Source organism: Streptomyces gilvus, assembly GCF_022513565.1.
GTDB lineage: Bacteria > Actinomycetota > Actinomycetes > Streptomycetales > Streptomycetaceae > Streptomyces > Streptomyces gilvus.
Map to the genome: position 1 here is coordinate 221,853 of NZ_JAKWBE010000010.1, position 25,399 is coordinate 247,251.

Annotated in this window: 23 protein-coding genes and 1 riboswitch; of the genes, 10 read left to right on the forward strand and 13 right to left on the reverse strand. The window is 71.9% G+C overall.

Annotated features, from left to right (window positions below; all coding sequences use genetic code 11):
• The first annotated feature begins 39 nt into the window (after nt 1-39).
• Both pdxR and MKW14_RS18145 read left to right on the forward strand, forming a co-directional pair.
• Complete coding sequence (gene pdxR, locus MKW14_RS18140; RefSeq protein WP_240863565.1) at nt 40-1,428, forward strand: MocR-like pyridoxine biosynthesis transcription factor PdxR; 1,389 nt, start codon at nt 40-42, stop codon at nt 1,426-1,428.
• Nucleotides 1,429-1,488: 60 nt separating this feature from the next.
• Nucleotides 1,489-1,974, forward strand: coding sequence for a carboxymuconolactone decarboxylase family protein (locus MKW14_RS18145; protein ID WP_240863566.1), 486 nt, complete (start codon nt 1,489-1,491; stop codon nt 1,972-1,974).
• Between the two features lie 93 nt (nt 1,975-2,067).
• On the opposite strand, the gene MKW14_RS18150 is transcribed toward MKW14_RS18145, so the two are convergent.
• The 6 genes from MKW14_RS18150 to MKW14_RS18175 are packed head-to-tail and all read right to left on the reverse strand — an operon-like array spanning nt 2,068 to nt 10,023.
• Nucleotides 2,068-2,862 (reverse strand): aminotransferase class IV, encoded by a 795-nt coding sequence (locus tag MKW14_RS18150; protein WP_240863567.1) that lies wholly within the window; start codon nt 2,860-2,862, stop codon nt 2,068-2,070.
• Between the two features lie 13 nt (nt 2,863-2,875).
• Nucleotides 2,876-4,054 (reverse strand): FAD-dependent monooxygenase, encoded by a 1,179-nt coding sequence (locus tag MKW14_RS18155; protein ID WP_240863568.1) that lies wholly within the window; start codon nt 4,052-4,054, stop codon nt 2,876-2,878.
• The gene (locus tag MKW14_RS18160; RefSeq protein ID WP_240863569.1) at nt 4,051-5,613 is read right to left on the reverse strand and encodes a class I adenylate-forming enzyme family protein; all 1,563 of its coding nucleotides are present in this window, start codon (nt 5,611-5,613) and stop codon (nt 4,051-4,053) included. Before MKW14_RS18160 ends, MKW14_RS18155 begins: the two co-directional genes overlap by 4 nt.
• A 23-nt stretch (nt 5,614-5,636) precedes the next feature.
• The gene (locus tag MKW14_RS18165) at nt 5,637-7,160 is read right to left on the reverse strand and encodes a benzoate-CoA ligase family protein (protein ID WP_240863570.1); all 1,524 of its coding nucleotides are present in this window, start codon (nt 7,158-7,160) and stop codon (nt 5,637-5,639) included.
• The gene (gene pabB / locus MKW14_RS18170; RefSeq protein ID WP_240863571.1) at nt 7,157-9,415 is read right to left on the reverse strand and encodes an aminodeoxychorismate synthase component I; all 2,259 of its coding nucleotides are present in this window, start codon (nt 9,413-9,415) and stop codon (nt 7,157-7,159) included. The genes MKW14_RS18165 and pabB overlap by 4 nt, the downstream gene beginning before the upstream one ends.
• Before the next feature lie 29 nt (nt 9,416-9,444).
• On the reverse strand, nt 9,445-10,023 hold the full coding sequence (locus MKW14_RS18175) for a putative antibiotic biosynthesis monooxygenase (RefSeq protein WP_240863572.1): 579 nt from the start codon (nt 10,021-10,023) through the stop codon (nt 9,445-9,447).
• A gap of 250 nt (nt 10,024-10,273) precedes the next feature.
• On the opposite strand from MKW14_RS18175, the gene MKW14_RS18180 reads away from it, so the two are divergent.
• Entirely contained in the window at nt 10,274-11,032 is a 759-nt protein-coding gene (locus MKW14_RS18180) for a DUF3050 domain-containing protein (RefSeq protein WP_240863573.1), read from the forward strand.
• 839 nt (nt 11,033-11,871) lie between these two features.
• On the opposite strand, the gene MKW14_RS18185 is transcribed toward MKW14_RS18180, so the two are convergent.
• Nucleotides 11,872-12,732 (reverse strand): DMT family transporter, encoded by an 861-nt coding sequence (locus MKW14_RS18185; protein ID WP_240863610.1) that lies wholly within the window; start codon nt 12,730-12,732, stop codon nt 11,872-11,874.
• 155 nt (nt 12,733-12,887) lie between these two features.
• On the opposite strand from MKW14_RS18185, the gene MKW14_RS18190 reads away from it, so the two are divergent.
• Together MKW14_RS18190 and MKW14_RS18195 are read left to right on the forward strand one after the other, a co-directional pair.
• Nucleotides 12,888-13,238, forward strand: coding sequence for a hypothetical protein (locus MKW14_RS18190; protein ID WP_240863574.1), 351 nt, complete (start codon nt 12,888-12,890; stop codon nt 13,236-13,238).
• A gap of 31 nt (nt 13,239-13,269) precedes the next feature.
• Nucleotides 13,270-14,454, forward strand: coding sequence for a glutathionylspermidine synthase family protein (locus tag MKW14_RS18195; RefSeq protein WP_240863575.1), 1,185 nt, complete (start codon nt 13,270-13,272; stop codon nt 14,452-14,454).
• A 43-nt stretch (nt 14,455-14,497) separates the two neighbouring features.
• Here the strand turns inward: MKW14_RS18195 and rocD are convergent, their stop codons facing one another.
• Entirely contained in the window at nt 14,498-15,703 is a 1,206-nt protein-coding gene (rocD, locus tag MKW14_RS18200; RefSeq protein ID WP_240863576.1) for an ornithine--oxo-acid transaminase, read from the reverse strand.
• 176 nt (nt 15,704-15,879) lie between these two features.
• Nucleotides 15,880-15,984: riboswitch (ZMP/ZTP riboswitch) on the forward strand.
• A 43-nt stretch (nt 15,985-16,027) separates the two neighbouring features.
• Between rocD and MKW14_RS18205 the strand changes: the two genes are divergently transcribed.
• Entirely contained in the window at nt 16,028-17,479 is a 1,452-nt protein-coding gene (locus MKW14_RS18205) for a glycine hydroxymethyltransferase (protein WP_240863577.1), read from the forward strand.
• Between the two features lie 79 nt (nt 17,480-17,558).
• Here the strand turns inward: MKW14_RS18205 and MKW14_RS18210 are convergent, their stop codons facing one another.
• The 3 genes from MKW14_RS18210 to MKW14_RS18220 all read right to left on the reverse strand — a co-directional run bounded on the left by MKW14_RS18210 (nt 17,559) and on the right by MKW14_RS18220 (nt 20,043).
• Complete coding sequence (locus MKW14_RS18210) at nt 17,559-18,344, reverse strand: hypothetical protein (RefSeq protein ID WP_240863578.1); 786 nt, start codon at nt 18,342-18,344, stop codon at nt 17,559-17,561.
• A 96-nt stretch (nt 18,345-18,440) separates the two neighbouring features.
• Entirely contained in the window at nt 18,441-19,427 is a 987-nt protein-coding gene (locus tag MKW14_RS18215) for a hypothetical protein (protein ID WP_374116574.1), read from the reverse strand.
• Between the two features lie 55 nt (nt 19,428-19,482).
• Nucleotides 19,483-20,043 carry an RNA polymerase sigma factor gene (locus tag MKW14_RS18220; RefSeq protein WP_240863612.1) on the reverse strand — a complete coding sequence of 187 codons (561 nt, stop codon included), beginning with the start codon at nt 20,041-20,043 and terminating at the stop codon, nt 19,483-19,485.
• 130 nt (nt 20,044-20,173) lie between these two features.
• Here MKW14_RS18220 and trpS point away from each other — a divergent pair, with 130 nt between their 5' ends.
• Nucleotides 20,174-21,187: a tryptophan--tRNA ligase gene (trpS, locus tag MKW14_RS18225; protein ID WP_240863579.1), complete on the forward strand. Its 1,014-nt coding sequence runs from the start codon at nt 20,174-20,176 to the stop codon at nt 21,185-21,187.
• Nucleotides 21,188-21,323: 136 nt separating this feature from the next.
• Entirely contained in the window at nt 21,324-21,902 is a 579-nt protein-coding gene (locus MKW14_RS18230; RefSeq protein WP_240863580.1) for a 2'-5' RNA ligase family protein, read from the forward strand.
• Between the two features lie 37 nt (nt 21,903-21,939).
• On the opposite strand, the gene dprE2 is transcribed toward MKW14_RS18230, so the two are convergent.
• Nucleotides 21,940-22,713, reverse strand: a complete 774-nt coding sequence (gene dprE2, locus MKW14_RS18235) for a decaprenylphospho-beta-D-erythro-pentofuranosid-2-ulose 2-reductase (protein ID WP_240863581.1) — start codon at nt 22,711-22,713, stop codon at nt 21,940-21,942.
• A 130-nt stretch (nt 22,714-22,843) separates the two neighbouring features.
• Between dprE2 and MKW14_RS18240 the strand changes: the two genes are divergently transcribed.
• Nucleotides 22,844-23,809, forward strand: coding sequence for a YihY/virulence factor BrkB family protein (locus MKW14_RS18240; RefSeq protein WP_240863582.1), 966 nt, complete (start codon nt 22,844-22,846; stop codon nt 23,807-23,809).
• Here the strand turns inward: MKW14_RS18240 and MKW14_RS18245 are convergent.
• Entirely contained in the window at nt 23,757-25,034 is a 1,278-nt protein-coding gene (locus MKW14_RS18245; RefSeq protein WP_374116571.1) for a D-alanyl-D-alanine carboxypeptidase family protein, read from the reverse strand. The two genes, MKW14_RS18240 and MKW14_RS18245, sit on opposite strands and share 53 nt — an antisense overlap.
• Before the next feature lie 91 nt (nt 25,035-25,125).
• Between MKW14_RS18245 and MKW14_RS18250 the strand changes: the two genes are divergently transcribed.
• Entirely contained in the window at nt 25,126-25,365 is a 240-nt protein-coding gene (locus MKW14_RS18250; RefSeq protein ID WP_133043145.1) for an SCO4848 family membrane protein, read from the forward strand.
• Nucleotides 25,366-25,399: the final 34 nt, after the last annotated feature.

Consider the following 25,399-nt stretch of genomic DNA (forward strand, 5'->3'; position numbering starts at 1 on the left):
CCCTAGAGGCGAGGCAGCCCAGGGGTATGGTCCATTTCCATGGCGAAATCCTGGGCCACTTTGGGCGTCGACCTGCATCTGGAGCCGACGGGAGGGGGCGTGCGCCGGGGCCTGACCGACGCCCTGCGCGAGGCGGTCCGCACCGGCCGGCTGGCTCCCGGCACCCGGCTGCCCTCCTCCCGCAGCCTCGCCGCCGACCTGGGCGTCGCCCGCAACACGGTCGCCGAGGCCTACGCCGACCTGGTCGCGGAGGGCTGGCTCACCGCACGGCAGGGCTCCGGCACCCGGGTGGCCGACCGCCCGGTCACCCCGCCCTCCCCGCCGGCGCCCCACCCGCGCGCCCCGAGCAGCCCCGCCTACGACCTGGTCCCGGGCCTGCCCGACCTCGCCTCCTTCCCCCGTGCCGAATGGCTCAAGGCCGCCCGCCGCGCCCTCGCCGCCGCCCCCCACCAGGCCCTGGACTACGGCGACCCGCGCGGCCGCGCCGAACTGCGCACCGCCCTCGCGCACTACCTCGCCCGCGCCCGGGGCGTGCGCGCCGACCCCGACCACATCCTGATCTGCTCCGGCATCTCACACGGCCTGCGGATCCTCGCCGCCGTCCTGCGCGCACGCGGCGCCGCCACGGTCGCCGTCGAGTCGTACGGCCTCTACGTGCACTGGGACCTGCTCGCCGAGGCCGGCCTGCGCACCGTCCCGCTGCTCTTCGACGAACGGGGCACGGATCCGGGGGAGTTGGCGGATCAGGGGGCCGTCCTGCTCACCCCCGCCCACCAGTTCCCGATGGGCGGCACCCTGCACCGGGACCGGCGGGCGGCCGTCGTCGACTGGGCCCGCCGCACCGGCGGCCTGGTGATCGAGGACGACTACGACGGCGAGTTCCGCTACGACCGCCAGCCCGTCGGCGCCCTCCAGGGCCTCGACCCCGACCACGTCGTCTACGCCGGCACCGCCAGCAAGTCCCTCGCCCCCGGCCTCAGACTGGCCTGGCTGGTCCTGCCCCCGGGATGGCTGCGGGAGGCGGTGAAGGCCAAGGGCGGGGTGGACAGCTGCGGGGCGCTGGACCAGCTGACCCTCGCCGAGTTCCTCACCTCCGGCGCCTACGACCGCCATGTGCGCGCCGCCCGGCTGCGCTACCGGCGGCGCCGCGACGCGCTCGTGGCCCAGCTCGCCCGCAGCGCCCCGCAGGTCCGCGCCACCGGCATCGCGGCCGGCCTGCACGTCGTCCTCAGGCTCCCGCCGGGCACCGAGCAGGAGGCGCTGCGGGCGGCGGCCTGGCAGGGGCTCGCCGTGCACGGGCTGCACCGCTACCAGCACCCCGAGGCGACGGTCGAGCGGCGCGACGCGCTGGTCGTCGGGTACGGCACACCCCCGGACCACGCCTGGTCGGGGGCGCTGGACGCCCTGTGCGCGGCACTGCCCGAATGACGCCGCCGTAATTGCCGCATTCACCATTCCTGAATACGGCGGCCCGGATAGAGTCGTCCCATGAGCAACAGTGACGCGATATCCCGTGTGGCCCTCAAGAAAATCACCCCCGACGTCTCCAAGGCGATGGGCTCCCTGCACGCCGCCGCCGTTTCCGCGGCCCAGGAAGCCAAGGTCGAACCGGAACTCCTGGAACTGATCAGGATCCGCGCCTCGCAGATCAACGGCTGCGCGTTCTGCCTCGACATGCACACCAAGGACGCGCGGGCGGCGGGCGAGACCGAGCAGCGGATCTACGCCCTGAACGCCTGGCGGGAGACCCCTTTCTTCACCGAACGCGAGCGCGCCGCACTGGCGTTGACCGAGGCCGTGACCCTGGTCCACGACGGCCGCGTGCCGGACGCCGTCTACGCCGAGGCCGCCGAGGTCTTCGAGGAGAACCAGATCGCGGCACTCATCTGGGCCGCCACCGTCATCAACGCCTACAACCGCATCGCCATCGCCACGCGGATGGCGCCGGGCGGTTATCAGCCGGCCAAGAAGTAACGTCGGACCGAGGAACAGCACGTGATAAAGGAATGACAGACACGGGCATCGGCGATATGCGTCGATGCCCGTATTCTGTGCGCTCTTCTCCTTCTATTTCTCCGGCAGCGGCTCCATGATGTCGTCCAGCCAGGCCCGCCATTCCGGGGCGTGCGTCGCGGGGGCCGGCTGGATCGACCCGCCCGTCCAGTCCGTCACCGGCCGGATCCCGTGGAGGGCGTTGACGAGCCACACCTCGCGGCCGTCCAGTTCCGCCACGGTCCGGGTGCGGTGGGCGAGCCGGACGCCTTCGCGGTGGGCCCGTTCCTGGATGAGGGCGACGGTGACGCCGGGCAGGACGGGCAGCTGGGGCGGGGGCAGACACAGCGTGTCGTCCTCCCACCACAGCACGCTGGCCGTGGCCGCCTCCAGCACCGCTCCGGACGGCGCGACGAGCACCGTCTCGTCGGCTCCCTCGCCCGCGGCGCGTCGGCGGACCCGGGCCAGCTTGTCCAGGTCCGGGCCCTTGCGACGGGGCACCGTCCGCGGGTCGGACTGGCCCGTGGCCCAGACCCGCACCCCGGTCCCGAGCGGCGGCGAGTGCCGCAGCAGCAGCCGCAACTCCGTGCCGCCCGGAGCGAGTTCGACACGCGGGAACCACTCGCCGGTCCGCGGCAGCGCGTCGGTCATGTCCCGCCAGAACTCCAGCAACCGCCTCAGCGGCGGCCCGCCGACCTCTCCGCAGGCCCGCAGGAACCGCTCCCGGTGCCGGTCAAAACCGCGCACCCTGCCGTCCCGCACGAGCCACGAGTCCGCGACGAGCAGCCGCCCTCCCGGCTCGCCCGCCGGTACCAGCCCACCGGCGGGCGTCCACGCCAACAGCCCCTCGGCGATGACCGGTTGCGTCACAGCCGCACCTCCCTCAGTACTTGCCGCCGGCGACCACCGGGGCTCCGTCGCGCGGCCCGTACGGCGCGTGCTCCAGCCATGCCCCGCACCACGGCAGCATGGGCGCGAGGACCGCCGCCGCGCGCTGTCTGGCCCGGACGATCCGGCGCCGGGGCCGCAGATGGTCGAGCGCGGTCTGGGCGGCGGCGCTGTTGAACAGCCCCGCGGCCCGCCGCACGTGTGCGAACTCGCCGACCGCGTCCGCCGTACCCGCCGCGACCGCCTCCGCGGCAGCCGCCGCGTCCGCGATCCCGCTGTTCATCCCGCGCGCTCCGAACGGCGGGAAGAGGTGCGCCGCCTCACCGACGAGCAGCACCCGCCGGTGCTGATCCGTGAAGGAGGCCGCCACCATGCGCAGGAAGCGGTACGTCGACACCCACAGGATCCGTTCGGCGTACCCGTCGCCCACGACCGTCGGCAGCCACCGCCGTACCGCCTCCCGGGTCCCGAAGTCCTCCTGCGCGTCGTCGTCCCGGCACTGCAGATCGACCTGGAAGCCCCCGGCGAACGGCACCCGCATCACACTGCGCCCGCCGACGCCCGGATGCTCGTAGTGGAAGACCCGCTCGTACACCGGCTCGGTGTCCTCGGCCTCCGCCACATCGACGACCACATGGAAGCCCTCGCCCCGCTCACCCTCCATGGGGATGCCCAGCTCCCGCCGCACGGCCGACCGCGCGCCGTCCGCCGCCACGACGTACCCGCAGCTCCACTCCCGCCCGTCCGCGCAGGTCAGCACCGCCTCGTCCGGAGTCGTCCGCACGCCCGTGACCCGGGTGCCCCACACGAACTCCACCCCCGCCCGCTCGCAGGCCCCCCGCAGAAAGCGCTCGGTGTCCACCTGGCGCAGGCTGGTGAAGGGCGGCGGGCCGGACGGGGGCGGGAAGGTGCGGGAGTACACCTCCCGCCCCCGGTACAGGGTCCGTTTCGTCTGCCAGGTACGCCCGTACGCCGTGATCTCCCCGGCCAGCCCCGGGAGCATCCCGTCGAGCAGCGCGAGCGTCTCGCGGTGCACGAACAGGGCCCGGCTGCCGGGCCGTTCACGGTCCTCGGCGTCCGCCTCCAGCAGCACGACCGGCAGCCCGCGCGCCCGCAGCCCGAGCGCCGCCGACAGCCCCACGGGACCGGCTCCGACCACCACGACCGGATTCACGCGCGTGCGCCCTCCGTCAGCATCCGGCTGATCTCCACCCGCTTGACCTTCCAGGTCGCGGTCATCGGCAGTTCCTCGAACCGCCACTGCCGAGGCTCGGCCAGCGCCGGCAGATCGGCGGTCGCCTCCCGCCAGCGCTCCGGGTCCAGTGGTCGCTCGCCCCGTACGCACACCACCGGCACCGGCTCCCGGTCCGCGCCCGGCACGATGACGACCTCACGCAGCTCCTCCAGGCGGTCCATCAGCGCGTCCTCGACCTCCAGATTGCTGTGGACGGAGTCGATCCGGTCGATCTCCCGGTCGATCAGGTACAGGGCGCCCAGGCGGCTGCGATGCCCCATGTCGCCCATCTCCCACCAGCCGTCGTTCAGCTGCCGGTCGTAGCGGTCCTGCATGCCGAGATAGGTGAGGATCCGTCCCCGGGTGCGCGCCTCGATCCGTCCGGGCGTGCCCGGCGCCACGGGCCGTCCGTCGGGCCCGGTGATCCGTACCCGGGTGAACCCCGGTATCCCGATCCCGACCCGCCGCCCGTCCGCGCGGGCGGCACTGCGCCGGGTGAACCACTGGAAGGCGACCGGCCCGGTCTCGCTCTGCCCGTACAGCTGGATCAGCCAGGGCGTACGGCGCTTGGAGGCGTCCAGCAGCCGCCGCACCGTGCGCGGATGGATCGCGTCGAACGTCGAGCCGTACGACTTCACCCGGGACAGGGGCGCGCCCGGTGCGTCCGCCAACTCCTCCCACAGCACGAAGGTGTTGGGGTGGGTCTCGACGATGCCGGGCCGGTGCCGGGTAAGGAGGGGGCCCACGGTCGCCGGGTCGGGGTCGGTGATCAGCACCAGCGGGCTGCCGAAGTGCAGCAGCACGCCGAGCAGATGGTAGAAGCGCGAGTGCACGAACGACATGTGCAGCGCGGCCGTCTCGCCGCGCGTCGGCCAGCCCATCGCCTTCTGCGGCACCAGCCGGTTCCACATGGTGTTCGGGCAGTGCACGGCGAGCTTGGGCAGGCCGGTCGTGCCGGAACTGTGGGTGATGAGCGACGGTTCGCGCGGATGCAGACGCACCGGGGCCGGTCGTTCGGCGCCCGCGTGCTTCTCCAGGGACTCGGCGCCCGGCGCGTCGTCCACCGACAGCACGCACCGCACGGCCGGTTTCAGCCCCTTCAGCGGCCCCTCCAGCTTGGCCCGGTCGGTGACCAGCCAGGGCTCGCGCAGCCGCTCGGCCAACTGCCCCACCACCTCGCCCGCCAGCGCCGGGGACAGGAGCACCGGAACCGCCCCTATCCGGGAGATCGCGCAGGTCAGCAGCACGATGTCGACGTTGTCCGTCTTGTGTACGACCACCTGTTCCGAGGGGCGTACCCCGGCCGCCCACAGCCGGCCCGACAGGTCCTCGACGGCGTCCGCGAGCGCCGAGTAGGTGAGGTCGACGCCGAGGGCGGGGTGGGTGTCCAGCGGCCGGTCCAGGGTGACGAAGACGGCGCCGTGCCGGTCGGCCGCCCGGCGGAACACCTGACCCAGGTAGAACCCCCGGTCGGCGAGCGGTGGTTGCTGCTGTCGCATCTGGACGTTCCCTTCAGTGATGGTCACCAGGCGCCCTGACGGACGAGGTGACGGCGGAGCTTGCCGGTGGGGGTGCGGGGCAGGGACGCCACCAGACTCACGCTGCGGGGCACCTTGAAGGCGGCGAGCCGCTCGCGCGCCAGGCGCAGGAGGTCGTCCCGCAGGCCGTCGGGGGCGGGCGTGACGGGGACGACGAAGGCACGCAGCCGGCCGGCGCCGGTGCCGTCGGTGACGGTCACGACCGCGACCTCCTTCACGGCCGGATGGGTGCGCAGCACCGCCTCCACCTCCAGCGGGGAGACGGTGATCCCGCCGACCATCTCCATGTCGTCGGCGCGGCCCAGGTGCCGGTAGGCGCCGTCCGGTTCGCGCACCGCCCGGTCGTGCGTGGCGAGCCAGCCGCCGACCAGCGTGCGGGCCGTCTCCTCGGGGCGGTTGAGGTAGCCGGGGGTCACCGTCGGTCCGCGCACCCACAGTTCGCCCTCGGTGCCGTCCGGGACCGGCCGCCCCGCGCGGTCGCGCAGCTCCACCTCGAAGCCGGGCACGGGACGCCCGACGGTGCCGGGGTGGTTGTGCTCGAAGCCGTTGGCGCAGAAGGCGTGACCGGCCTCGGTGGAGCCGATCTGCTCCAGCACCGGCGCCCCGAGCAGCTCGGTGATCCGTTCGCCGAGCCCGTCCGGCAGTCCCTCGCCCGCCGACACCGCGGCCCGCACGGAGGCGAAGCAGGCCTCGTGCCCGCTGCCCCGGTCGGCGACCAGCGCGGCGTAGGCGGACGGCACGGAGTACAGCAGCGTCACCCGGTGCCGGGCGACCAGCTCGTCCACGGCGGCCGGGGTCGGACGCCGGTCCACCAGCACGGCGGAGGAGCCGGAGAACAGCGGGAAGACGAACGCGTTGCCGAAGCCGTAGGCGAAGTACAGCTTCGACACCGACAGGGTGACGTCGTCCCGGTTGATCCGCAGCAGCCGGCGTCCGATGAGGTCGTGGTACGTCTTCGGGTCGCCGTGGGTGTGCACCACGCCCTTGGGACGGCCCGTCGTACCGGACGTGTACTGCACGTACAACGGTGTCTGCGCGTCGACCGGGTGGGCCGGGGCCGGTCCGGCGGTGGCGCTGAGTGCGAGGAGCTGGTCGGCGCCGAGCTGCTCCCGGCCGGCGAAGCGGTCCTCCAGGCCCGGTCCGGTCACACACAGCACGGCGTCGGTGTCCGCGGCCATGAACGCGTGGTCGGCGGCGGGGAGTTCGGGGTTGACCAGGACGGCGACGGCGCCGAGCCGGGCGGTGGCGAGGAACGCCGTCACCCAGGCGATCCCGTCGGGCAGTGCCATCACCACCCGGTCCCCGGGCCGCACCCCGTGCCCGTCGAGCACGGTCGCCGCCTTCGCCGCCAGGGCGTGCACCTGGCCGTGGGTCCACACCCGGTGCCCCTGGTGGAAGGCGGGCCGGTCGGTCCAGCCCCGCCACTCGGCGAGCCCCGCGAGCTGCGCGGCGAGATTGCCCGGCGCGTCGGAGTCGGCGGGGGCCAGCGTGCTCTGCGGAGTCGTCATCGCACCGGCTCCTCGCTCGCGGCGCGCTCCTGACGGGCGTCGGCACGGGCCGAGGCGTGCTGCCGCTGCTCGCGGATCCGTTCCGCGGTGTGCAGGTGCAGGGCCCGCATCTGGGCCGCCGTCTTCAGCAGCATCTCGTCGTACTCGGCGACCGGATCGGAGTCCAGCACGATCGCGCCGCCGGCCCCCAGCTGCATCTGCCCGTCGGCGAACACGGCCGTACGGATGACGATGTTGAGATCCGCGCCCCCGCTGCACCCCAGGTAGCCGAGGGCGCCGGAGTACACGCCCCGGGCCTCCGTCTCCAGGGAGTCGATGATCTCCAGGGTGCGCAGCTTGGGCGCGCCGGTCATCGAGCCGCCGGGGAAGCAGGCCCGCACGCAGTCCACCGCGTCCGTGCCCTCCCGCAGCCGTCCCTCGACCGTGGAGACCAACTGGTGCACCGTCGCGTACGTCTCGGTGGCCATCAGCCGGGTCACCCGCACCGAGCCGGTCCGGCAGACCCGGCCCAGGTCGTTGCGGAGCAGGTCGACGATCATCAGGTTCTCGGCGCGGGTCTTGGCGTCCGCCGCCAGCGCGTCCCGCAGCCGGGCGTCCTCCTCGGGCCCCTCACCCCGGGGCGCGGTGCCCTTGATGGGCCGTGCCTCGGCGACCCCGTCCCGGGTGATCCGCAGGAACCGCTCGGGGGAGGAGCCGGCCACGTCGACGTCCCCGAAGCGAAGGAAGGCCGCGTACGGCGCCGGATTCACCCGCCTGAGCACCCGGTAGAAGTCGAACGCGTCCGGCGGGGCGGGTAAGCGCGCCGCGTTCGTCAGGCATATCTCGTAGCTGGTGCCCTTGTGCAACTCCCGTTGGCACGCCTCGATGTCCGCGAGATACCTCGCCCGGTCCCGCACCAGCCAGGGCTCCGCGGCACCGAGGTCGGGCTCCGTCCGTGCGGCCCGCGGGGACGGTCCGGAGTCGGCGGCGACGAACGACAGCTGCGCCAGCGCGCTCTCGAGCCAGTCCTCGGCCTCCCGCGCGGCCTGAGGGGTGTCCTCGGCGAGACAGACCGCGTAGGTGAACCCCTTCAGATGGTCCACCGCGACGATCCGGTCCGCGAACAGCCAGCAGGCGTCCGGCACCGGGGAGGAGTGCCGGTTCGGCGACCCGCAGTCGGCCTTCGTCTCGTAGCCGAAGTAGCCGACATAGCCCCCCGTGAAGTCGAACGGCAGCCCGGTGCCGTCGACCCGACGGTTCGTCAACTGCCGTCGCAGATAGTCGAAGACGCTCGCCGCCACCTTGCGCTGCGGCCGTCCGGCGCGCTCGATCTCGCACCGGCCGCTGTCGACGTCGTAACGGACGAACTCCGCCAGCGGCCCGCTGTCGTCACCGAAGAACGAGAACCGTGCGAGCCCCTCCTCCACCAGGGCACTGTCCAGCCAGAACGCCCGTCGCGAGGCCCCGTACATCCGTGTGAAGGCCGCCTCCGCGTCGACCGCGCCGGCGATGCGCCGGGTGTGCAGACGGTAGGCGGGGGCCGCGCGCCGGGGACGCGGGACGACCGGCGCGGTGGCCGGGGAGGGGGTCGCCGGGGATGGGGTGTGCCGGGGACGCGGGACCGCCGGCTGGGGGATCGCCGCCGCGGCCGGGGTGACGGCGGTGTTCTTCGTACGCTGCTTACGGGCCCGTTCCGCCGTCAGATTCCGGAAGTTGACGAGCATGCGGTGGCCGTACTCGGTCAGCACCGACTCCGGATGGAACTGCACTCCCCACAGCGGCCGGCTCTTGTGCCTGAGCCCCATCAGCACACCGTCCTCCGCCCAGGCGGTGGCCTCCAGGGTCTCCGGAAGCGGCTCGCGCACGGCCAGCGAGTGGTAGCGCACCGCGGTGAAGCCCTGCGGCAGCCCCAGGAACAGGTCCCGTCCGTCGTGCCGGACCGCGGACAGATGCCCGTGCCGTGGCTGCGGGGCGGGCTCCACCCGGGCGCCCTCGCCGAGCGCCATGCCCTGGTGCCCCAGGCAGACGCCGAGCACGGGGATCGCGGACGCGGCGAGCACGGCCGCACTGAGCCCGAAGTCCCGCGGCTCGGCCGGGTGCCCGGGCCCCGGCGAGACCACCACATTGTCGAATTCCGCGAGATACCCCACCAGATCGGGAATTCTGTCGGCGACGTCGTTCAGGACGACGACCGGTTCCTCGCCGTTGACCTCGGCGATCAGCTGGAACAGGTTGTACGTGTACGAGTCGTAATTGTCGATGAGCAGGGTCTTCACCCGCCCACCTCCCTTTTTTCGTTCCGGGCCTATGCGGTCCGCCTTTTGTGCCGTCCGCGCAGCGCCTGGAGCGGTGGATACAGCCACTTCTTGAAGAAACGCTGAAGCCGTGGCATCAGAATCCAGGTGACGAGTGCCGTCACACACAGGCACAACAGCAGTGTGCGGACGAGCGGATTGAGTCCGCCGAGATAGGGAATGACAAGCAGATTGAACAGGAGCACCGGCGGAAAGACCGCGCTCATGTTGATGAACCAGAGTTTCCATTTCGGAGGCGGGGCCGGAGCCTTCGGCGCGATGGTCTGGGAGTCGAACCACACCTTGGATCCGCGTACGCTCCGGCGCTCCGCCTGCCTGGCGAAGCCCGCCGTCCGGACGTCCCACTGCGCCCGCTCGGCGGAGTCCTCCCAGGCCCGGGCCGTGCCCTCGCTGGCGAAGCGATAGACCACATGCCACTCCGCCTCTCGGTCGACAAGGACGCCACCCCCCAGGAAGCCTGGCTGCTGTGCGCTCGCGCCCAGCATCGCCCACCCCCACGAGTGGAAGTCGGCCTCACGGCCCGGCACCACGTGGTAGGCCACGGTGACGGTGACGGGATTGCTGCTCACGACGTCTAGTACGCAAGATCTCCACAGGGCGTTCAATTTTCAACGACGGTTTTTCCGAGTGTCCGGATCGTTACTCTTTATCAGTCTTTCGGGTGCCTTGATGCGTTGTAGGGATGCGTACTTGAGGTAACTTCCGCAGAATTCCCGGAAGCGCTTGCCGAGTAACGCGTAAAAGCTGCACGATCGCCTTCCCCCGACTTTCCCTCATCTTCCCGACCGAAGGAGAACAATGTCCAGGTACGACTGGGAAATGCAGCACGAAGGAATCGACCGGGCCCGTTCCGTGATCGAATCCGCACGGAAAGAAGTGACCGCGCACCCGATTTACCGGCACATAAACAGCCGCGCCGACATGGCCACGTTCATGGCCCACCACGTCTTCGCGGTGTGGGACTTCATGTCCCTGCTGAAGTCGCTGCAACGCGAACTCACCTGCGTCGACGTCCCCTGGCGTCCACTCGGATCACAGGTCAGCCGGCGCCTCATCAACGACATCGTCCTCGTCGAGGAGAGCGACGAACTGAACGGCGGCTTCACCAGCCACTTCGAGCTCTACCGCGCCGGGATGGAGGAGGCGGGGGCCGACACGACCCGCATCGACGCGTTCCTCGGCCTGATCGGGGAGGGCCACGGCGTACCGGCGGCCCTGCGGGGCGCCCAAGTCCCGCTCCCCGCTTCGGACTTCGTGCGCACGACCTTCGGCATCATCGAGGACAGCCCCCTGCACTGCCGGGCCGCCGCCTTCGCCTTCTCCCGCGAGGACCTGATCCCCGACATGTTCGACCAGGTCATCAAGAAGGAGGGCACGGAACGCTTCCCGCTCTTCTGCGACTACCTCGCCCGCCACATCGAGGTCGACGGCGAGGAACACACCCCCATGGCCATGCAGATGGTCGCGGACCTCTGCGGCACGGACGACACCCGCTGGGAGCAGGCCGTCGAGACGGCGATCCTCGCCCTGGAGGCCAGGTCACGCCTGTGGGACGGCATCATGGAGGCGATGGGCTGAGCGCGGCACGCGGCCCCGGGAGCCACCCACCGCACCGACCTCGCTCCCTCACACCGCCGGCCTCGGCCGGTCCGGGCCGGCCGCGCGCCGGTCCGGGCAGCTCAGGGCGTCGATCTCGACCGCTCGCGCGCCGGTCTCGGTGGCTCAGGTCGCCGGTCTCGCCCGCTCGCGCCGTGGTCTCAGGGGCTCAGGGCGCCGGTGGCCGGCCTCAGTGGCTCGCGCGTGGGTCCCATTCGCCAAGGCCGTCGGTCGCCGGCCCGGCCGCTCGCGCGCCGGTCCCAGTCGCTCAGGCCTGCGGGTCCCAGCCGCGCGGCACGCCGGTCTCAGTGGCTCAGGGCGTCGGTTTCGGCCGCTGGCCCGTCAGTCCCAGTCGCTCAGGCCGTCGGCTTCAGTCACTGGAGCCGTCGGTCGCCGGTTTCGGCCGCTGAGCGCACCGCCTCGGCCGCCAAGGCCGCCGACTGCCGGTCTCGGCCGCTCATGCCGCCGGTCTCAGCCGCTCGCGCCTTGGTGTCAGTGGCTCAGGGGGTCGGTCGTCGGCCTCAGTGGCTTGCGCGTCGGTCTTATTGGCCCAAGGTCGTCGATCTTGGCCGCTCATGCGTCGGTCTCAGTGGCCCATGCCGTCGGCTTCAGCCGCTAAGGCCGTCGGTCTCGGCCGTTCAGCGCACCGGCCTCGGTCGCTCAGCCCCGCCGGTCTCAGCTGCTGAGCGCGTCGGGCTCGGTGGTTCAGGGTGGCGGTCTCGGCCGCTGTGGCCGTCGGTCGCTGGTCTTGTCCGTACAGCGGACCGGCCTCGGCTGCCAAGGCCCGCCGGTTTCAGCTGCTGAGCGCGTCGCTCAGTCCATCAGGCCGACGGTTCCGCAGTCGGGTCCTGGGAGGTTGCCGGTTCGGTCGGGGTTGGGGCCTCGCCGAACCGGGCCAGAGCCAGGGCTCCCGTCACCGCGACGAGGAATCCCAGCACCGCCAGCCAGGCGAGCCCCTCCCGGGTCCGGTCGCCGAGCCAGACCACGCCCACCGTCGCCGGCCAGAGGGTCTCGCCGATGACCATGCCGGCGGTGGCCGTGGTGACCGAACCGCGCTGCAACGCCGAGGTGAGCAGCAGGAAGGCGGCACCGCCGCCGATCAGCAGGGCGTACGTCGCCGGATTGGAGAGGAGCTTCAGCGGTGCGAGCGAGTCGATCAGCCGGACCGCCACCTCGACCACCCCGAACCCGAACCCGGCCCCCAACCCCAGCACCAAGTCCCGTCCGCGCCCGGACCAGCGTCCGCTCACCAGCCCGAGCGCCAGCACCGCCACGGCGATCGCGAGCATCGCCCACTTCAGCGCCATGGAGCCGTGACGGTCCCCCTCGGCCCCCGACGCCAGCCCCAGCATCGCGAGTCCGGCGCACACCACGCCGACCGCACTCCACTCCATCCGGCTCAGCCGCACGTGCAGCAGCCGTGCCGCGACCACCCCGGTCACCGCCAGACTGGACGCCAGGGCCGCGGCGACCGCGTAGATGGGCAGCGACCGCAGCGCCGCGATCTGCAGCAGGAACCCCAGCCCGTCCAGCCCGAGTCCGGCCAGATACCGCCACTGCCGCAGCGCCCGCAGCAGCAGTGCGGCCTCACCGCCGCCACCGGTGGTCGCGGCCCGCGCGGCAACCGCCTGCAGCACCGTCGCCGTACCGAAACAGACCGCCGCTCCGAGCGCGCACACCATCCCAAAGATCACAAAGTGACTGTAGGGGAGAACGCCCGGGGTGGGGGTGCCGGGGGCCGATCTCCGCCCGATCTCTAGGCTGGCGTCCAGAACGGCCGCAGCGAGCGGCCGCACCCACGGTCACACCGGCAGTCACATCAACGGGGAGACACACCATGGCGGACGCACGCAGACAACTCCGGTCGGGCACGGTCGTACTCGGCGGCATGGGCCTGCTCGCCGCCGCCCTCACCGCCTGCTCCTCCGACCCCGACAAGCGGTGCGTGGACCGCGACAGCTACAACCTCGCCAAGGGCTACAAGGTCGTCGCCGACAAGAACTGCTCCTCCACCAAGTCCTCGGCCCACGGCACCTGGTACTACGGCGGCAAGAAGAAGGGCAGCTGGGTCGACGACGGTTCCTTCACCAAGCCCCGCAAGGCGTCCGGCGGTTCGGGCGGCTCCGGCGGCGGCCACGGTGTCTCCCGCGGCGGCTTCGGCGGCGGCAAGGGCAGCTCCGGCGGCTGAGCCGGCGCATCGGACAGGACCGTCACCGCCCATGGAACGCCACCGCATCACCCCGCGCCCCGACTGGCAGCGCATCGTCGAGGAACAGGGGCTCGTCTACCCGCTGACCCGCCACCCCGACGGCTGCCTGCGCCCCTACTGGGACGAGAGCGCCTACTACTCCTTCACCCTTCCCGAGGTCGAGGCCCTGGAGGAAGTCGTCGAGGAACTGCACGCCCTGTGCCTGTGGGCCGCCGACCACATCGTCACCACCGGTCGCTTCGCCGACCTCGGCATCACCGACCCGCGCGTCGCCCACGCGGTCGCCGAGGCCTGGCGGCGCCGGGCCGAACTCCCCTCCCTCTACGGCCGTTTCGACCTCCGCTACGACGGCACGGGCCCGGCGAAACTCCTGGAGTACAACGCCGACACCCCGACCTCCCTGGTCGAGGCCGCCTCCCCCCAGTGGTTCTGGATGGAGGACCGCTTCCCCGGCGCCGACCAGTGGAACTCCCTCCACGAACGCCTCATCGCCGCCTGGCGGAAGCAGGCCGCCCTGCTCCCGCCGGGCAGCCCCCTCTACTTCGCGCACTCCTCGGACGACGAACTCGGCGAGGACCTGATGACGGTCGCCTACCTCAAGGAGACCGCCGACCAGGCCGGCCTGGACACCGACTGGATCTCCATGGAGGAGATCGGCTGGGACCCCCTGTCCGGCCGCTTCGTCGACAACCAGCTCCGGTTCATCCGCAGTTGCTTCAAGCTGTACCCCTGGGAGTGGCTGACCACCGACCCCTTCGCCGGACACGTCCTCGACACCCTCGACAACGGCGGCGGCACCGGCACGACGCTGTGGATCGAGCCCGCCTGGAAGATGCTGCTCAGCAACAAGGCGCTGCTGGCGATCCTCTGGGAACTCAACCCCGGCCACCCCAACCTCCTCCCCGCCTATCTCGACGGCCCCAGGGAGCTCGCGCACACGACGGGCCATGTCGCCAAGCCCCTGCTCGGCCGCGAGGGCGCCGGGGTGACGATCCACGAGCCCGGCACCGAGCCGGTGCCGCGCGACGAGCCCTGCTGCTACCAGGAGCTGGCCCCGCTGCCCGACTTCTCCGGCAACCACGTCGTCCTGGGTGCCTGGGTCGTCGAGGACGAGCCGGCGGGCCTCGGCATCCGGGAGTCGTCGGGGCTGATCACGGACGAGTACGCCCGCTTCCTGCCGCATGTGATCCGGTGAGGAGACCTACGGTCGATGCAGGGCGTCCAACCCGCAGGGCGTCTCACTCGCCGAGCACGTCCCGCAGCCGGTCCAGGCCCCAGTCCAGATCCTCCTCGGTGATGACCAGTGGTGGCGCGATCCGGATCGTCGCGCCATGGGTGTCCTTGACCAGCACGCCCCGGGCCATCAGCTTCTCGGACACCTTCCGACCGGTGCCGTGGCGGGGATGGACGTCGACGCCGGCCCACAGCCCCCGCCCACGCACCGCGGTCAGCCGGCCCGTCCCCGCCAACGCCCCCAGTTCCCGGTGCAGATGCTCGCCCAGCTCCGCCGCCCGCGCCTGGAACTCGCCCGTCCGCAGCATCGCGATCACCTCCAGCGCCACCGCACAGGCCAGCGGATTCCCGCCGAACGTCGACTCGTGTTCCCCGGGCCGGAACACCCCGAGCACCGCCGCGCTGGACACCACCGCCGACACCGGCACGATCCCGCCGCCCAGCGCCTTGCCGAGCACGTACACGTCGGGCACCACGCCCTCGTGCTCGCAGGCGAAGGTCCGCCCCGTCCGCCCCAGCCCCGACTGGATCTCGTCGGCGACGAACAGCACATCCCGCTCCCGCGTCAGCTCCCGCACCGCCCGCAGATATCCGGCGGGCGGCACCAGCACCCCCGCCTCGCCCTGGATCGGCTCCAGCAGGACGGCCACCGTGTTCTCCGTGACCGCCGAACGCATCGCGGTCACATCCCCGTACGGCACGATCTCGAAGCCCGGCGTGTACGGCCCGTAGTCCGCCCGGGCCTCCGTGTCGGTGGAGAAGCTGATGAGGGTCGTCGTACGGCCGTGGAAGTTGTTGCCCGCGACGACGATCTTCGCCATCTCCGCGGGCACGCCCTTGACCCGGTAGCCCCATTTGCGGGCCGTTTTCACCGCGGTCTCGACCGCCTCGGCGCCCGTGTTCATGGGCAGCACCATCTCCATGCCGCACAGCTCGGCGAGCTGCGCGCAGAACGCGGCGAACCGGTCGTGGTGAAACGCCCGCGACGTGAGCGTCACCCGGTCCAGCTGAGCCTTCGCCGCCTCCACCAGCCGTCGGTTGCGGTGGCCGAAGTTCAGGGCGGAGTACCCGGCCAGCAGGTCCAGATAGCGCCGCCCCTCCACGTCCGTCATCCAGGCGCCGTCGGCCGAGGCGACGACCACGGGCAGCGGGTGGTAGTTGTGCGCGCTGTGCGCGTCGGCGGCGGCGATGAGTGTCTCCGTAGCGGTCACGGGATCTCCAGACGGTGCCGAGAGGCGGACGGTGCCGAGAGGCGGACGGTGCCGAGAGCAAGCGGTGCCGAGAGCTGCGATGAAGCCGACGACGGCGAGTGCAGATGTCCCTCTTCCTATCCTCGCTCGCATGGTGGACGTGGGATCTCACGTGTGCGGCACGCCCGGTAGGCTGGCCGACGGGCCGTGACTGGCGCGCTGGGATGGGACCGACCATCGGGGAGCGGCCCAGGCCCTGTCGCCGACAGGGTGAGCGAGTGCCGTGCGCCTGGGCCAACCGTGAACCGTGAACGCTTCAAGCCACGCCACCCGGAGGCCGACGACATGACAGAGCAGCAGCCCCTCTCCACCGAGTCCACCGCCTTCCGCGCAGCCCTCGACGTGATCCGCGCCGTCGAGCCCGGCGTGGCCGACGCCATCGGTCAGGAGGTCGCCGACCAGCGCGAGATGCTCAAGCTGATCGCCTCCGAGAACTACGCCTCCCCGGCCACCCTGCTCGCGATGGGCAACTGGTTCAGCGACAAGTACGCCGAGGGCACCATCGGCCGCCGCTTCTACGCCGGCTGCCGCAACGTCGACACCGTCGAGTCCCTCGCCGCCGAGCACGCCAAGGCCCTCTTCGGCGCCCGGCACGCCTACGTCCAGCCGCACTCCGGCATCGACGCCAACCTCGTCGCCTTCTGGTCCGTGCTCGCCCAGCGCGTCGAGACCCCCGCCCTGGAGAAGGCCGGCGTCCGCCAGGTCAACGACCTCAGCGAGGCGGACTGGGCCGAGCTGCGGCAGGCCTTCGGCAACCAGCGCATGCTCGGCATGTCCCTGGACGCCGGTGGCCACCTGACCCACGGCTTCCGCCCGAACATCTCCGGCAAGATGTTCGACCAGCGCTCCTACGGCACCGACCCGGCCACCGGCCTGATCGACTACGAGGCGCTGCGCGCGTCCGCCCGCGACTTCAAGCCGTTGATCATCGTCGCCGGCTACTCGGCATACCCCCGCCTCGTGAACTTCCGGATCATGCGGGAGATCGCCGACGAGGTCGGGGCGACCCTGATGGTGGACATGGCGCACTTCGCCGGTCTGGTCGCGGGCAAGGTGCTGACCGGCGACTTCGACCCGGTCCCGCACGCCCAGATCGTCACCACCACCACCCACAAGTCACTGCGCGGCCCGCGCGGCGGCATGGTCCTGTGCGACGACTCGCTCAAGGACCAGGTCGACCGCGGCTGCCCGATGGTGCTCGGCGGTCCGCTCCCGCACGTGATGGCGGCCAAGGCCGTGGCCCTCGCCGAGGCCCGGCAGCCCTCCTTCCAGGACTACGCCCAGCGCATCGTCGACAACTCCCGGGCGCTGGCGGACGGCCTGCTGCGACGCGGCGCCACCCTCGTCACCGGCGGCACCGACAACCACCTCAACCTGATCGACGTCGCCACCTCCTACGGCCTCACCGGCCGCCAGGCCGAGGCCGCGCTGCTGGAGTCCGGCATCGTCACCAACCGCAACGCCATCCCCGCCGACCCGAACGGCGCCTGGTACACCTCCGGCATCCGCATCGGCACCCCCGCCCTGACCACCCGCGGACTGGGCACCGCCGAGATGGACGAGGTCGCCGGCCTCATCGACCGCGTCCTGACCACGGCGGAGCCCGGCACCACCAAGTCGGGCGCGCCGTCCAAGGCCCAGCACGTCCTGGACCCGAAGATCGCGGACGAGATCTCCCACCGCGCGACCGACCTCGTGGCCGGCTTCCCGCTGTACCCGGAGATCGACCTGGGCTGAGCGCGCCCCACGCCCGACGCACTCTCTTGAGTTGTCAAAGACCGGCGACTCTCGGAGATCGGCTCTCCCAGGTCGGTCTTCACAGATCGATGAGTTCCTGTCGTGGTTCCTCCCGCGGCGGCCCCGCACCTCGCCGGGCCGCCGCGCGGCGTATCAGCACGGTGCCTCCCGCCCCCACGGCGATCCCCACGGCCAGCCCCGGAACCGCCCACCGGACACCGTCCCGGCCGGACTCCGCCCCCGCGGCCTCCTGCCCTGCCGCGTCTTGGGCACCCCGGTTGTCACCGTGTTCCGCCCCGCCCAACCCGCTGAGCACCTTCTCCCGCTCCAGCCGGACGAACACCGAGCGCGGTGCCCGATGCCAGCGGATGTCGTCGTCCGGGACGTGCGGCGCGGGATCGCTGCGTATCCAGGGCGTGCCGTCCGGCGCCACGAACAGCTGGTCCTGCCGCTCGACGGCCACGTCATCGCCCGGCGCCCGGTCGGTCTGCGGCCAGCCCCCGACCCCCGTCAGCCCCCAGACCACGGTGAAGTCCACCGGCGGATAGCGGCCCTCGGTCCACTCCTCCGGCACCCGCTCCGTCCCCTCGAACGTCGGCCGCAGCAGCTCCCGGAGCCGGGCGAAGGCCGGCTCACCGGACCGCAGCACCGCCGTCCGCCCGGTGCCGCCCGCGACGATCATCGCCAGATCCGGGACGTCCCGGCCGGGAGCCCGCGGTGACGCCGGGGCGTCCTCGGACGGCCGCGGCACCGAGGAGTCACCGTTGTGCCCCGAAGCCGCGGCCCGGCCCGGCATCCCCACCCCCAGCACGACCGCCAACGCCCCCGCCACGGCCGTCAGTTCACGAACCAGACCCCTCCACATGCGATCCCCCAGCCAGTCGATCCCTGCGGCCCACCGCGAGCCGCGTGTCACTTCTGGTACACCGCCCGACCCGCCGGGGTTCCCACCCTCCGCACATCAAGGCGAAGATCTCCGCGCCGGCGTCGATGCCTCGAGGGACTTCGCGATCTCCACCACCCTGGACCTGGACGCCACCCCCTCCAGCCGCAGCGTCACCTCGCCGCGGCCGTCCTCGGTCGGGTGGGTCCACAGCAGTGTCGGCCCCGCGGTCCGCTCCTCTCGGATGAAACGGTCACCGTCCGCGTCGACCAGCCAGAAGCTCAGCAGATGCGGGTGGGGAAACCACAGGGCGTACCGCTGCAGCCCGGACGCCGACGGCTCCCCACCCAGCCCGATCCACTCCGGTGACTCCCGCAGCCGCTTGGTGAAGCCCACGTCGAGCGAGGCCGGGAACTCGTCCAGCCGGACCGTCCGCCCGTCCTGCCCGCTCTCCCGCCAGCACAGGCTGACCAGGAACCGGCCGTGCGGCTCGCCCGCCACCGTCACCGTGTCCGGCACGCCGAGCCGGTCGGGCACCAGCGGCTCGAAGCCGGCCCGGTGCCGCGCCTGACCGAGCGACACCGACGTCCCGCAGCCGGGCACCTCGGCGCCCGCCGAGGGCACCGCCGACGGGTCGTACCGCACCCGCACCCCGCCGTAGTCGAACCAGTCCAGGACCGCCGCCCGCACCGGAGGCGTGAGCGCGAGCACCGTCAGCAGGCCGCACAGCGCCGCGGTCAGCGAGCGCCACCGCGTGCGCGTCCAGCGCCGTACCGCGCGCAGCCGCTCCCGCGAGCCCCGGGGTTCGGCGACCGGGACCGCCAGATGCTCGGCCAGTATCTGCCCGAGCACCCGCTCGACCATCGTCTCGGAGCGGAAAGAACCGTCGCCGCGGCCCGCGCCCTCCGAGCCTTCCGCGCCGTCCGGGTCCAGTGACCGGCCCAGCGCCCGCAGCTCGTCCGGCAGCCGGGAAGCACCGTCCTCACGGCGCCACCGGTCATGCCCTCGCGATCCCGGACCCCGGTCGCCGTCACGGCCGCGCGGCCCCCGGCCGCCGGCTCCCACCGGGCCGCTGCCACCCTCACCGCCGTACGCGTCCCGTCCGTGCGCGTCGCGTCCTTCACTCACGCTCTTCACCCCCTTCCCGGGGCTCGAAATCCGGCAGGAGTCGGCCCAGTTTGCGCAGGGCGCGGTTGAGGCGGGACTTCACCGTCCCGCGCGGCCAGCCCAGGGCCTGGGCCGTCTCGGACTCGTCCATCTCCAGGAGATAGCGGTAGGTGACGACCAGGCGGTGCTCCTCGCTCAGCTGCTCCAGGGCGGCGAGGAGGGCCGCACGGCGCTCCGTCTGCAGGGTCGCCACCGCCGGATCCGCCGATTCCGGTATCAGCGGCTCCGCCTCCACGAAGGCCGCCTCCCGGCCGGCGAGCGTGCGCTGCCGGGCAGCCGTACGGACTGTGTTCCTCGTCTCATTGGCGACGATCGACAACAGCCACGGCCTGAAGGCCCTGTCCACCCGGAACCTGCCCAGCGCGCAGTACGCCTTGACGAAGGCCTGCTGCACCACGTCCTCCGCGTCCGCACCCGCCCCGAGCGCCGCCGCCGCCCTGAGCGCGATGCCCGTGTGGGCCCGCACCAGCTCCGCGTACGCCTCCGGCTCTCCGGCGCGCACCCGGGCGATCACCGCGGCCTCATCGACGATGCGGCCCCCCTCCCGCGTTCTCACACTCTTGTTACACCGCGCAGGACGGATCGGTTCCCACCTGTTTCCCACCTGTTCCGGATCGGCCCCCGGGACCTGAGAGAATGGGAGCATGGCCTCAGATCGTCCCCGCGTGCTCTCCGGAATCCAGCCCACCGCAGGCTCGTTCCACCTCGGCAACTACCTCGGCGCCGTCCGTCAGTGGGTGGCCCTGCAGGAGACCCACGACGCGTTCTACATGGTCGTCGACCTGCACGCGATCACGGTTCCGCAGGACCCGGCCGAGCTGCGCGCCAACACCCGGCTCGCCACCGCCCAGCTCCTCGCGGCCGGTCTCGACCCCGAGCGCTGCACGCTGTTCGTCCAGAGCCACGTCCCCGAGCACGCCCAGCTGGCCTGGGTCATGAACTGCCTCACCGGCTTCGGCGAGGCCTCCCGCATGACCCAGTTCAAGGACAAGTCCGCCAAGCAGGGCGCCGACCGGGCGAGCGTCGGCCTGTTCACGTACCCGATCCTGCAGGTCGCCGACATCCTGCTCTACCAGGCCAACGAGGTCCCCGTCGGCGAGGACCAGCGCCAGCACGTCGAGCTGACCCGTGACCTCGCCACGCGCTTCAACGGCCGCTTCGGCGAGACCTTCACGATCCCGAAGCCGTACATCCTCAAGGAGACGGCGAAGATCTACGACCTGCAGGACCCGACGATCAAGATGAGCAAGTCGGCGTCCACGCCGAAGGGCCTCATCAACCTCCTCGACGACCCCAAGGCCACCGCCAAGAAGGTCAAGAGCGCGGTCACCGACACGGACACCGTCATCCGCTACGACGCCGAGAACAAGCCCGGCGTCAGCAACCTGCTCACCATCCACTCCACCCTCACCGGCAAGTCGGTCGCCGAGCTGGAGCGGGAGTACGAGGGCAAGATGTACGGCGCGCTCAAGACGGACCTCGCCGAGATCATGGTCGAGTTCGTGGCGCCCTTCCGGGAGCGCACCGAGCAGTACCTCGGCGACGCGGAGACGCTGGACTCGATCCTCGCCAAGGGCGCGGAGAAGGCGCGCGCCGTCGCCGCGGAGACCCTCGCGCAGACGTACGACAAGGTGGGCTTCCTGCCCGCCAAGCACTGACGTCTGCTCGCACAGACGTACCACTGGGCAGAGCGCCGCACATCACCAGGGTTGCGCCTGCCCACAACACAGCCGTGGCCGTACAGTCGATAGCCGGACGGCCGGGAACACATCCGTCACGACGACAGGAGACGACGTGGGGACCGTAACGATCGGCGTGTCGATCGCGGTCCCGGAGCCACAGGGCAGCCAGATCCAGCAGCTGCGCGCGGGCTTCGGCGACGCCGCGGCGCACGGCATCCCCACCCACGTCACCCTGCTGCCGCCGACGGAGGTCGACGGCGACGCCCTGGCGGCCGTCGAGGCGCATCTGACCGAGGTCGCCGCGGCCGGCCGGCCCTTCCCGATGCGGCTGCGGGGCACCGGGACGTTCCGGCCCCTGTCACCCGTCGTGTACGTGCGTGTGGTCGAGGGCGCGGAGGAGTGCACCTGGTTGCAGAAGCAGGTCCGTGACGCCTCCGGCCCGGTGCCACGCGAACTGCAGTTCCCCTACCACCCGCACGTCACCGTTGCGCACGGCATCGACGAGGCGGCGATGGACCGCGCGTTCGAGGAGCTCGCCGACTACGAGGCCGACTGGCCCTGCACCGGCTTCGCCCTCTACGAGCAGGGCGCTGACGGCGTGTGGCGCAAGCTCCGCGAGTTCGCGTTCGGCGGGTCCGTGGTGCCTCCCCAGGCGGGGCACGTCGAGCGCGGCACCATAAGCAGCCGGTAGCGGCCGGTAGCGGGTCGCCTTCAGCGGCCGCCGGGCGTCACAGCGGCAGCCGGCGGAACACCGCGCGCGGGACGTGCCGCAGCGCCGACATCACCACCCGCAGCACGCCGGGCACCCAGACCGTCTCCGAGCGCCTGCGCAGGCCCAGTTCGATCGCCGTCGCCACCGCCTCCGGGGTCGTCGAGAAGGGCACCTCGGGCAGGCCGGCCGTCATCCTGGAGCGCACGAACCCGGGGCGCACGACCATCACGTGCACGCCCGTGCCGTGCAGCGCGTCGCCCAGGCCCTGCGCGAAGGCGTCCAGGCCGGCCTTGCTGGAGCCGTAGATGAAGTCGCCGCGGCGGGCCCGCTCACCGGCGACGGAGGACAGCACGACGAGCGAGCCGTGGCCCTGTTCCTGCAACGCGCTTGCGCTCACCAGGCCCGCGGACACCGCTCCGGTGTAGTTGGTCTGCGCGACCCGTACCGCGGCGGCCGGATCGCGCTCGTCGCGTGCCTGGTCGCCGAGGACGCCGAAGGCGAGCAGCACCATGTCGACGTCGCCCTCCGCGAACACCTTGCCCAGGACGGCCTCGTGGGAGTCGGGGTCGAGCGCGTCGAAGGGGAGGGTGTGCACGTCCGGGCCGAGCGAGCGCAGGTGTTCCGCGGCCTGTTCCAGGGCGGGCGAGGGGCGTCCGGCGAGCCACACCGTGCGGGTGCGGCGGGCGATGAGACGGCGGGCGGTGGCGAGGGCGATCTCGGACGTACCGCCGAGGACGAGCAGGGACTGGGGGAGTTGCAGGGACTGGGGGAGGCCGAAGGCGTCAGGCATGACGGTGACCGTATCGCCGCCCTGCGGGCGATCCGTGCAGAACATGCGTAACCACCCCTGAACACGTCACACGCGCGTTCTTTCGGGGTACACGTGCGTCGGGCATCCGTACCCAGGGCAGAGTCGGATCATGGACTGGCTGAAAAAGCTCCCCGTCGTGGGGCCGTTGCTGACTCGGGCGATGGCCACGCACGCGTGGCGGTCGTTCGAGCGTCTGGAGCGGGTGAAATGGGCCCGGCTGGCCGCCGCGATGACGTTCACCAGCTTCGTCGCGCTGTTCCCGCTGCTCACCGTGGCCGCGGCGATCGGCGCGGCGCTGCTCAGCCAGAAGCAGCAGACCGATCTGCAGCACAAGATCGCCGAACAGGTCCCCGGGATCTCCGACCAGCTCGACATCAACGCCCTGGTGCAGAACGCCGGCACCGTCGGTCTCATCGCCGGCGCCCTGCTGGTCTTCACCGGCATCGGCTGGGCCGGCTCGACACGGGAGTGTCTGCGCGCGGTCTGGGAGCTGCCGGACCCGGAGGAGAACTTCCTCCTGCGCAAGGCCAAGGACCTCGGCATCCTCGTCGGCCTCGGCGGCGCCGTCCTGGTCACCCTCGCCGCCTCCACCGTCGCCTCCGCGATGGTCGGCTGGATCACCCGGCAACTCGGCATCGAGAAGGGCGGCTGGGGCGGGATCCTGCTGTATGTCGCCGCGTTCGCCGTCGCCGTCCTGGCCGACTTCCTGCTGCTCCTGTACGTCCTCACCCTGCTGCCCGGCGTGGAGCCGCCGCGCCGCCGCCTGGCCATCGCGGCGCTGACCGGCGCGGTCGGCTTCGAGCTGCTGAAGACGCTGCTCAGCGGCTATATGCAGGGCGTGGCGGCGAAGAGCATGTACGGCGCCTTCGGCGTCCCGGTCGCCCTGCTGCTGTGGATCAACTTCACCTCGAAACTCGTGCTGTTCTGCGCCGCCTGGACGGCGACGCGGAGCAAGGAGCGGGAGCTGCGGGAGGAGGAGTGCGAGGAGGAGTGCGAGGAGCGGGCCGGGGTGGTGCGCAAGGTCAGGGACGAGGGCGACGACGTACCAGGTCGGGCAGCGGCCAGCGGCGGTTGACCACGAACGCGGCGCCCGCGAGCAGCACCACCACCCCGCCGGCTATGCCCAGCGCGATCCCCATGCCGCCGGAGCGGGCCTGGGCCACCGCCTTCGTGGAGGCCTTCGCCGAGGGCGCGGCGGACGGGTCGCCGGCCCCGCCGGCCTGTCCTTCGGCGCCCGGCTGCGCGCTCGCCTGGGCGCTCCTGGGCGGCGCCAGCTCACCGATGGGGCGGGCCTTGCCGGCCGCCTTGAAGCCCCAGTCGAAGAGCTTGGCGGTCTCCTTGTAGACCTCGTTGTGCTCGTTCTTCTCCGGGTGCATGACGGTCACCAGCAGCACCCGCCCGCCCCGCTCGGCGACGCCCGTGAAGGTCGCGCCCGCGTTGGTGGTGTTGCCGTTCTTGACGCCCGCGATGCCCTGGTAGACGGAGACGTCGGAGTCGCCGGCCAGCAGTCGGTTGGTGTTCTGGATCTCGAAGGACTCGCGGACGGTCTTGCCCTTCTTGTTCTTCTTCGTCTCGCCCGGGAACTGGGCGCGGACCGTCGAGCAGTACGCGCGGAAGTCCTTCTTCTGCAGCCCGGAGCGCGCGAACAGGGTCAGGTCGTAGGCCGAGGAGACCTGCCCCGGGGCGTCGTAGCCGTCGGGGGTGACCACGTGCGTGTCGAGGGCCTGCAGCTCCTCGGCGTGCTGGTTCATCTCCTTGACGGTGTTGTCGACGCCGTCGTTCATCGCCGACAGCACGTGCACGGCGTCGTTGCCGGAGCGCAGGAAGACGCCCAGCCACAGGTCGCGCACGGAGTACGTCTCGCCCTCCTTTATGCCGACCATGCTGGAGCCGGCGCCCATGCCGGCCAGGTCGGTGGGCGCCACCTCGTGCTTCTCGCTGCTCGGGAACTTCGGCAGCACGGTGTCCGCGAACAGCATCTTCATCGTGCTCGCCGGGGGCAGCCGCCAGTGCGCGTTGTGCGCGGCCAGCACGTCCCCGGACTCCGCGTCCGCGACGATCCAGGAGCGCGCCGTGATGTCCTTCGGCAGCACCGGGGCGCCGCTGCCCAGGTCGACCTGGGTGCCAGCCTGTCCGAGGCGGCTGCCGCCGACGCTCGACATGTGCGCCGGGGGAGTGGCGGAGGGGCTGGTGGACGGACTGGGGGCCGCGAGGGCGACGGGCGCGGTCAGCGCGAGCGACGACAGGGCGGCGGAGGTGACCAGCAGGGATCGCCTGGCGGTCTTCTGGGGAGCGGACACGCACGAGAACGTACAGGGCACGGCGTGTGAAGTCCCACCCACCACCCCACCCCGGGCTCGGAGCCGCGGGGACGCCGGTGATACTGAACGTATGAAGCTCAGCCGCCCGGTCTCCTGGTTCCTGCTCGCCTTCGGGGTGTGGAGCTGGGTCATCTGGGTCACTTTCGTCAAAAACCTGGTCAAGGACAGCAGCGGGCTCGCGTTCGACGACGGTCGCCCGACGGCGTACTTCTGGGTGCACCTGACGCTCGCCGTCGTCTCCTTCGTACTGGGGACGGTCATCGGCGGCATCGGGTTGCGCGGACTGCGCGCATTGCGCCGCACTTCATAACCGCCCAAAAGCCGCCAACCAGGCAGCTGTCGAC

Coding starts and splice junctions, on each gene's coding strand:
- pdxR (WP_240863565.1), top strand. CDS start 40: ATGGCGAAATCCTGGGCCACTTTGGGCGTCGACCTGCATCTGGAGCCG.
- MKW14_RS18145 (WP_240863566.1), top strand. CDS start 1,489: ATGAGCAACAGTGACGCGATATCCCGTGTGGCCCTCAAGAAAATCACC.
- MKW14_RS18160 (WP_240863569.1), bottom strand. CDS start 5,613: ATGCGACAGCAGCAACCACCGCTCGCCGACCGGGGGTTCTACCTGGGT.
- MKW14_RS18165 (WP_240863570.1), bottom strand. CDS start 7,160: ATGACGACTCCGCAGAGCACGCTGGCCCCCGCCGACTCCGACGCGCCG.
- MKW14_RS18180 (WP_240863573.1), top strand. CDS start 10,274: ATGCAGCACGAAGGAATCGACCGGGCCCGTTCCGTGATCGAATCCGCA.
- MKW14_RS18185 (WP_240863610.1), bottom strand. CDS start 12,732: ATGGTGTGCGCGCTCGGAGCGGCGGTCTGTTTCGGTACGGCGACGGTG.
- MKW14_RS18190 (WP_240863574.1), top strand. CDS start 12,888: ATGGCGGACGCACGCAGACAACTCCGGTCGGGCACGGTCGTACTCGGC.
- MKW14_RS18195 (WP_240863575.1), top strand. CDS start 13,270: ATGGAACGCCACCGCATCACCCCGCGCCCCGACTGGCAGCGCATCGTC.
- MKW14_RS18205 (WP_240863577.1), top strand. CDS start 16,028: ATGACAGAGCAGCAGCCCCTCTCCACCGAGTCCACCGCCTTCCGCGCA.
- MKW14_RS18210 (WP_240863578.1), bottom strand. CDS start 18,344: ATGTGGAGGGGTCTGGTTCGTGAACTGACGGCCGTGGCGGGGGCGTTG.
- trpS (WP_240863579.1), top strand. CDS start 20,174: ATGGCCTCAGATCGTCCCCGCGTGCTCTCCGGAATCCAGCCCACCGCA.
- dprE2 (WP_240863581.1), bottom strand. CDS start 22,713: ATGCCTGACGCCTTCGGCCTCCCCCAGTCCCTGCAACTCCCCCAGTCC.
- MKW14_RS18240 (WP_240863582.1), top strand. CDS start 22,844: ATGGACTGGCTGAAAAAGCTCCCCGTCGTGGGGCCGTTGCTGACTCGG.
- MKW14_RS18250 (WP_133043145.1), top strand. CDS start 25,126: ATGAAGCTCAGCCGCCCGGTCTCCTGGTTCCTGCTCGCCTTCGGGGTG.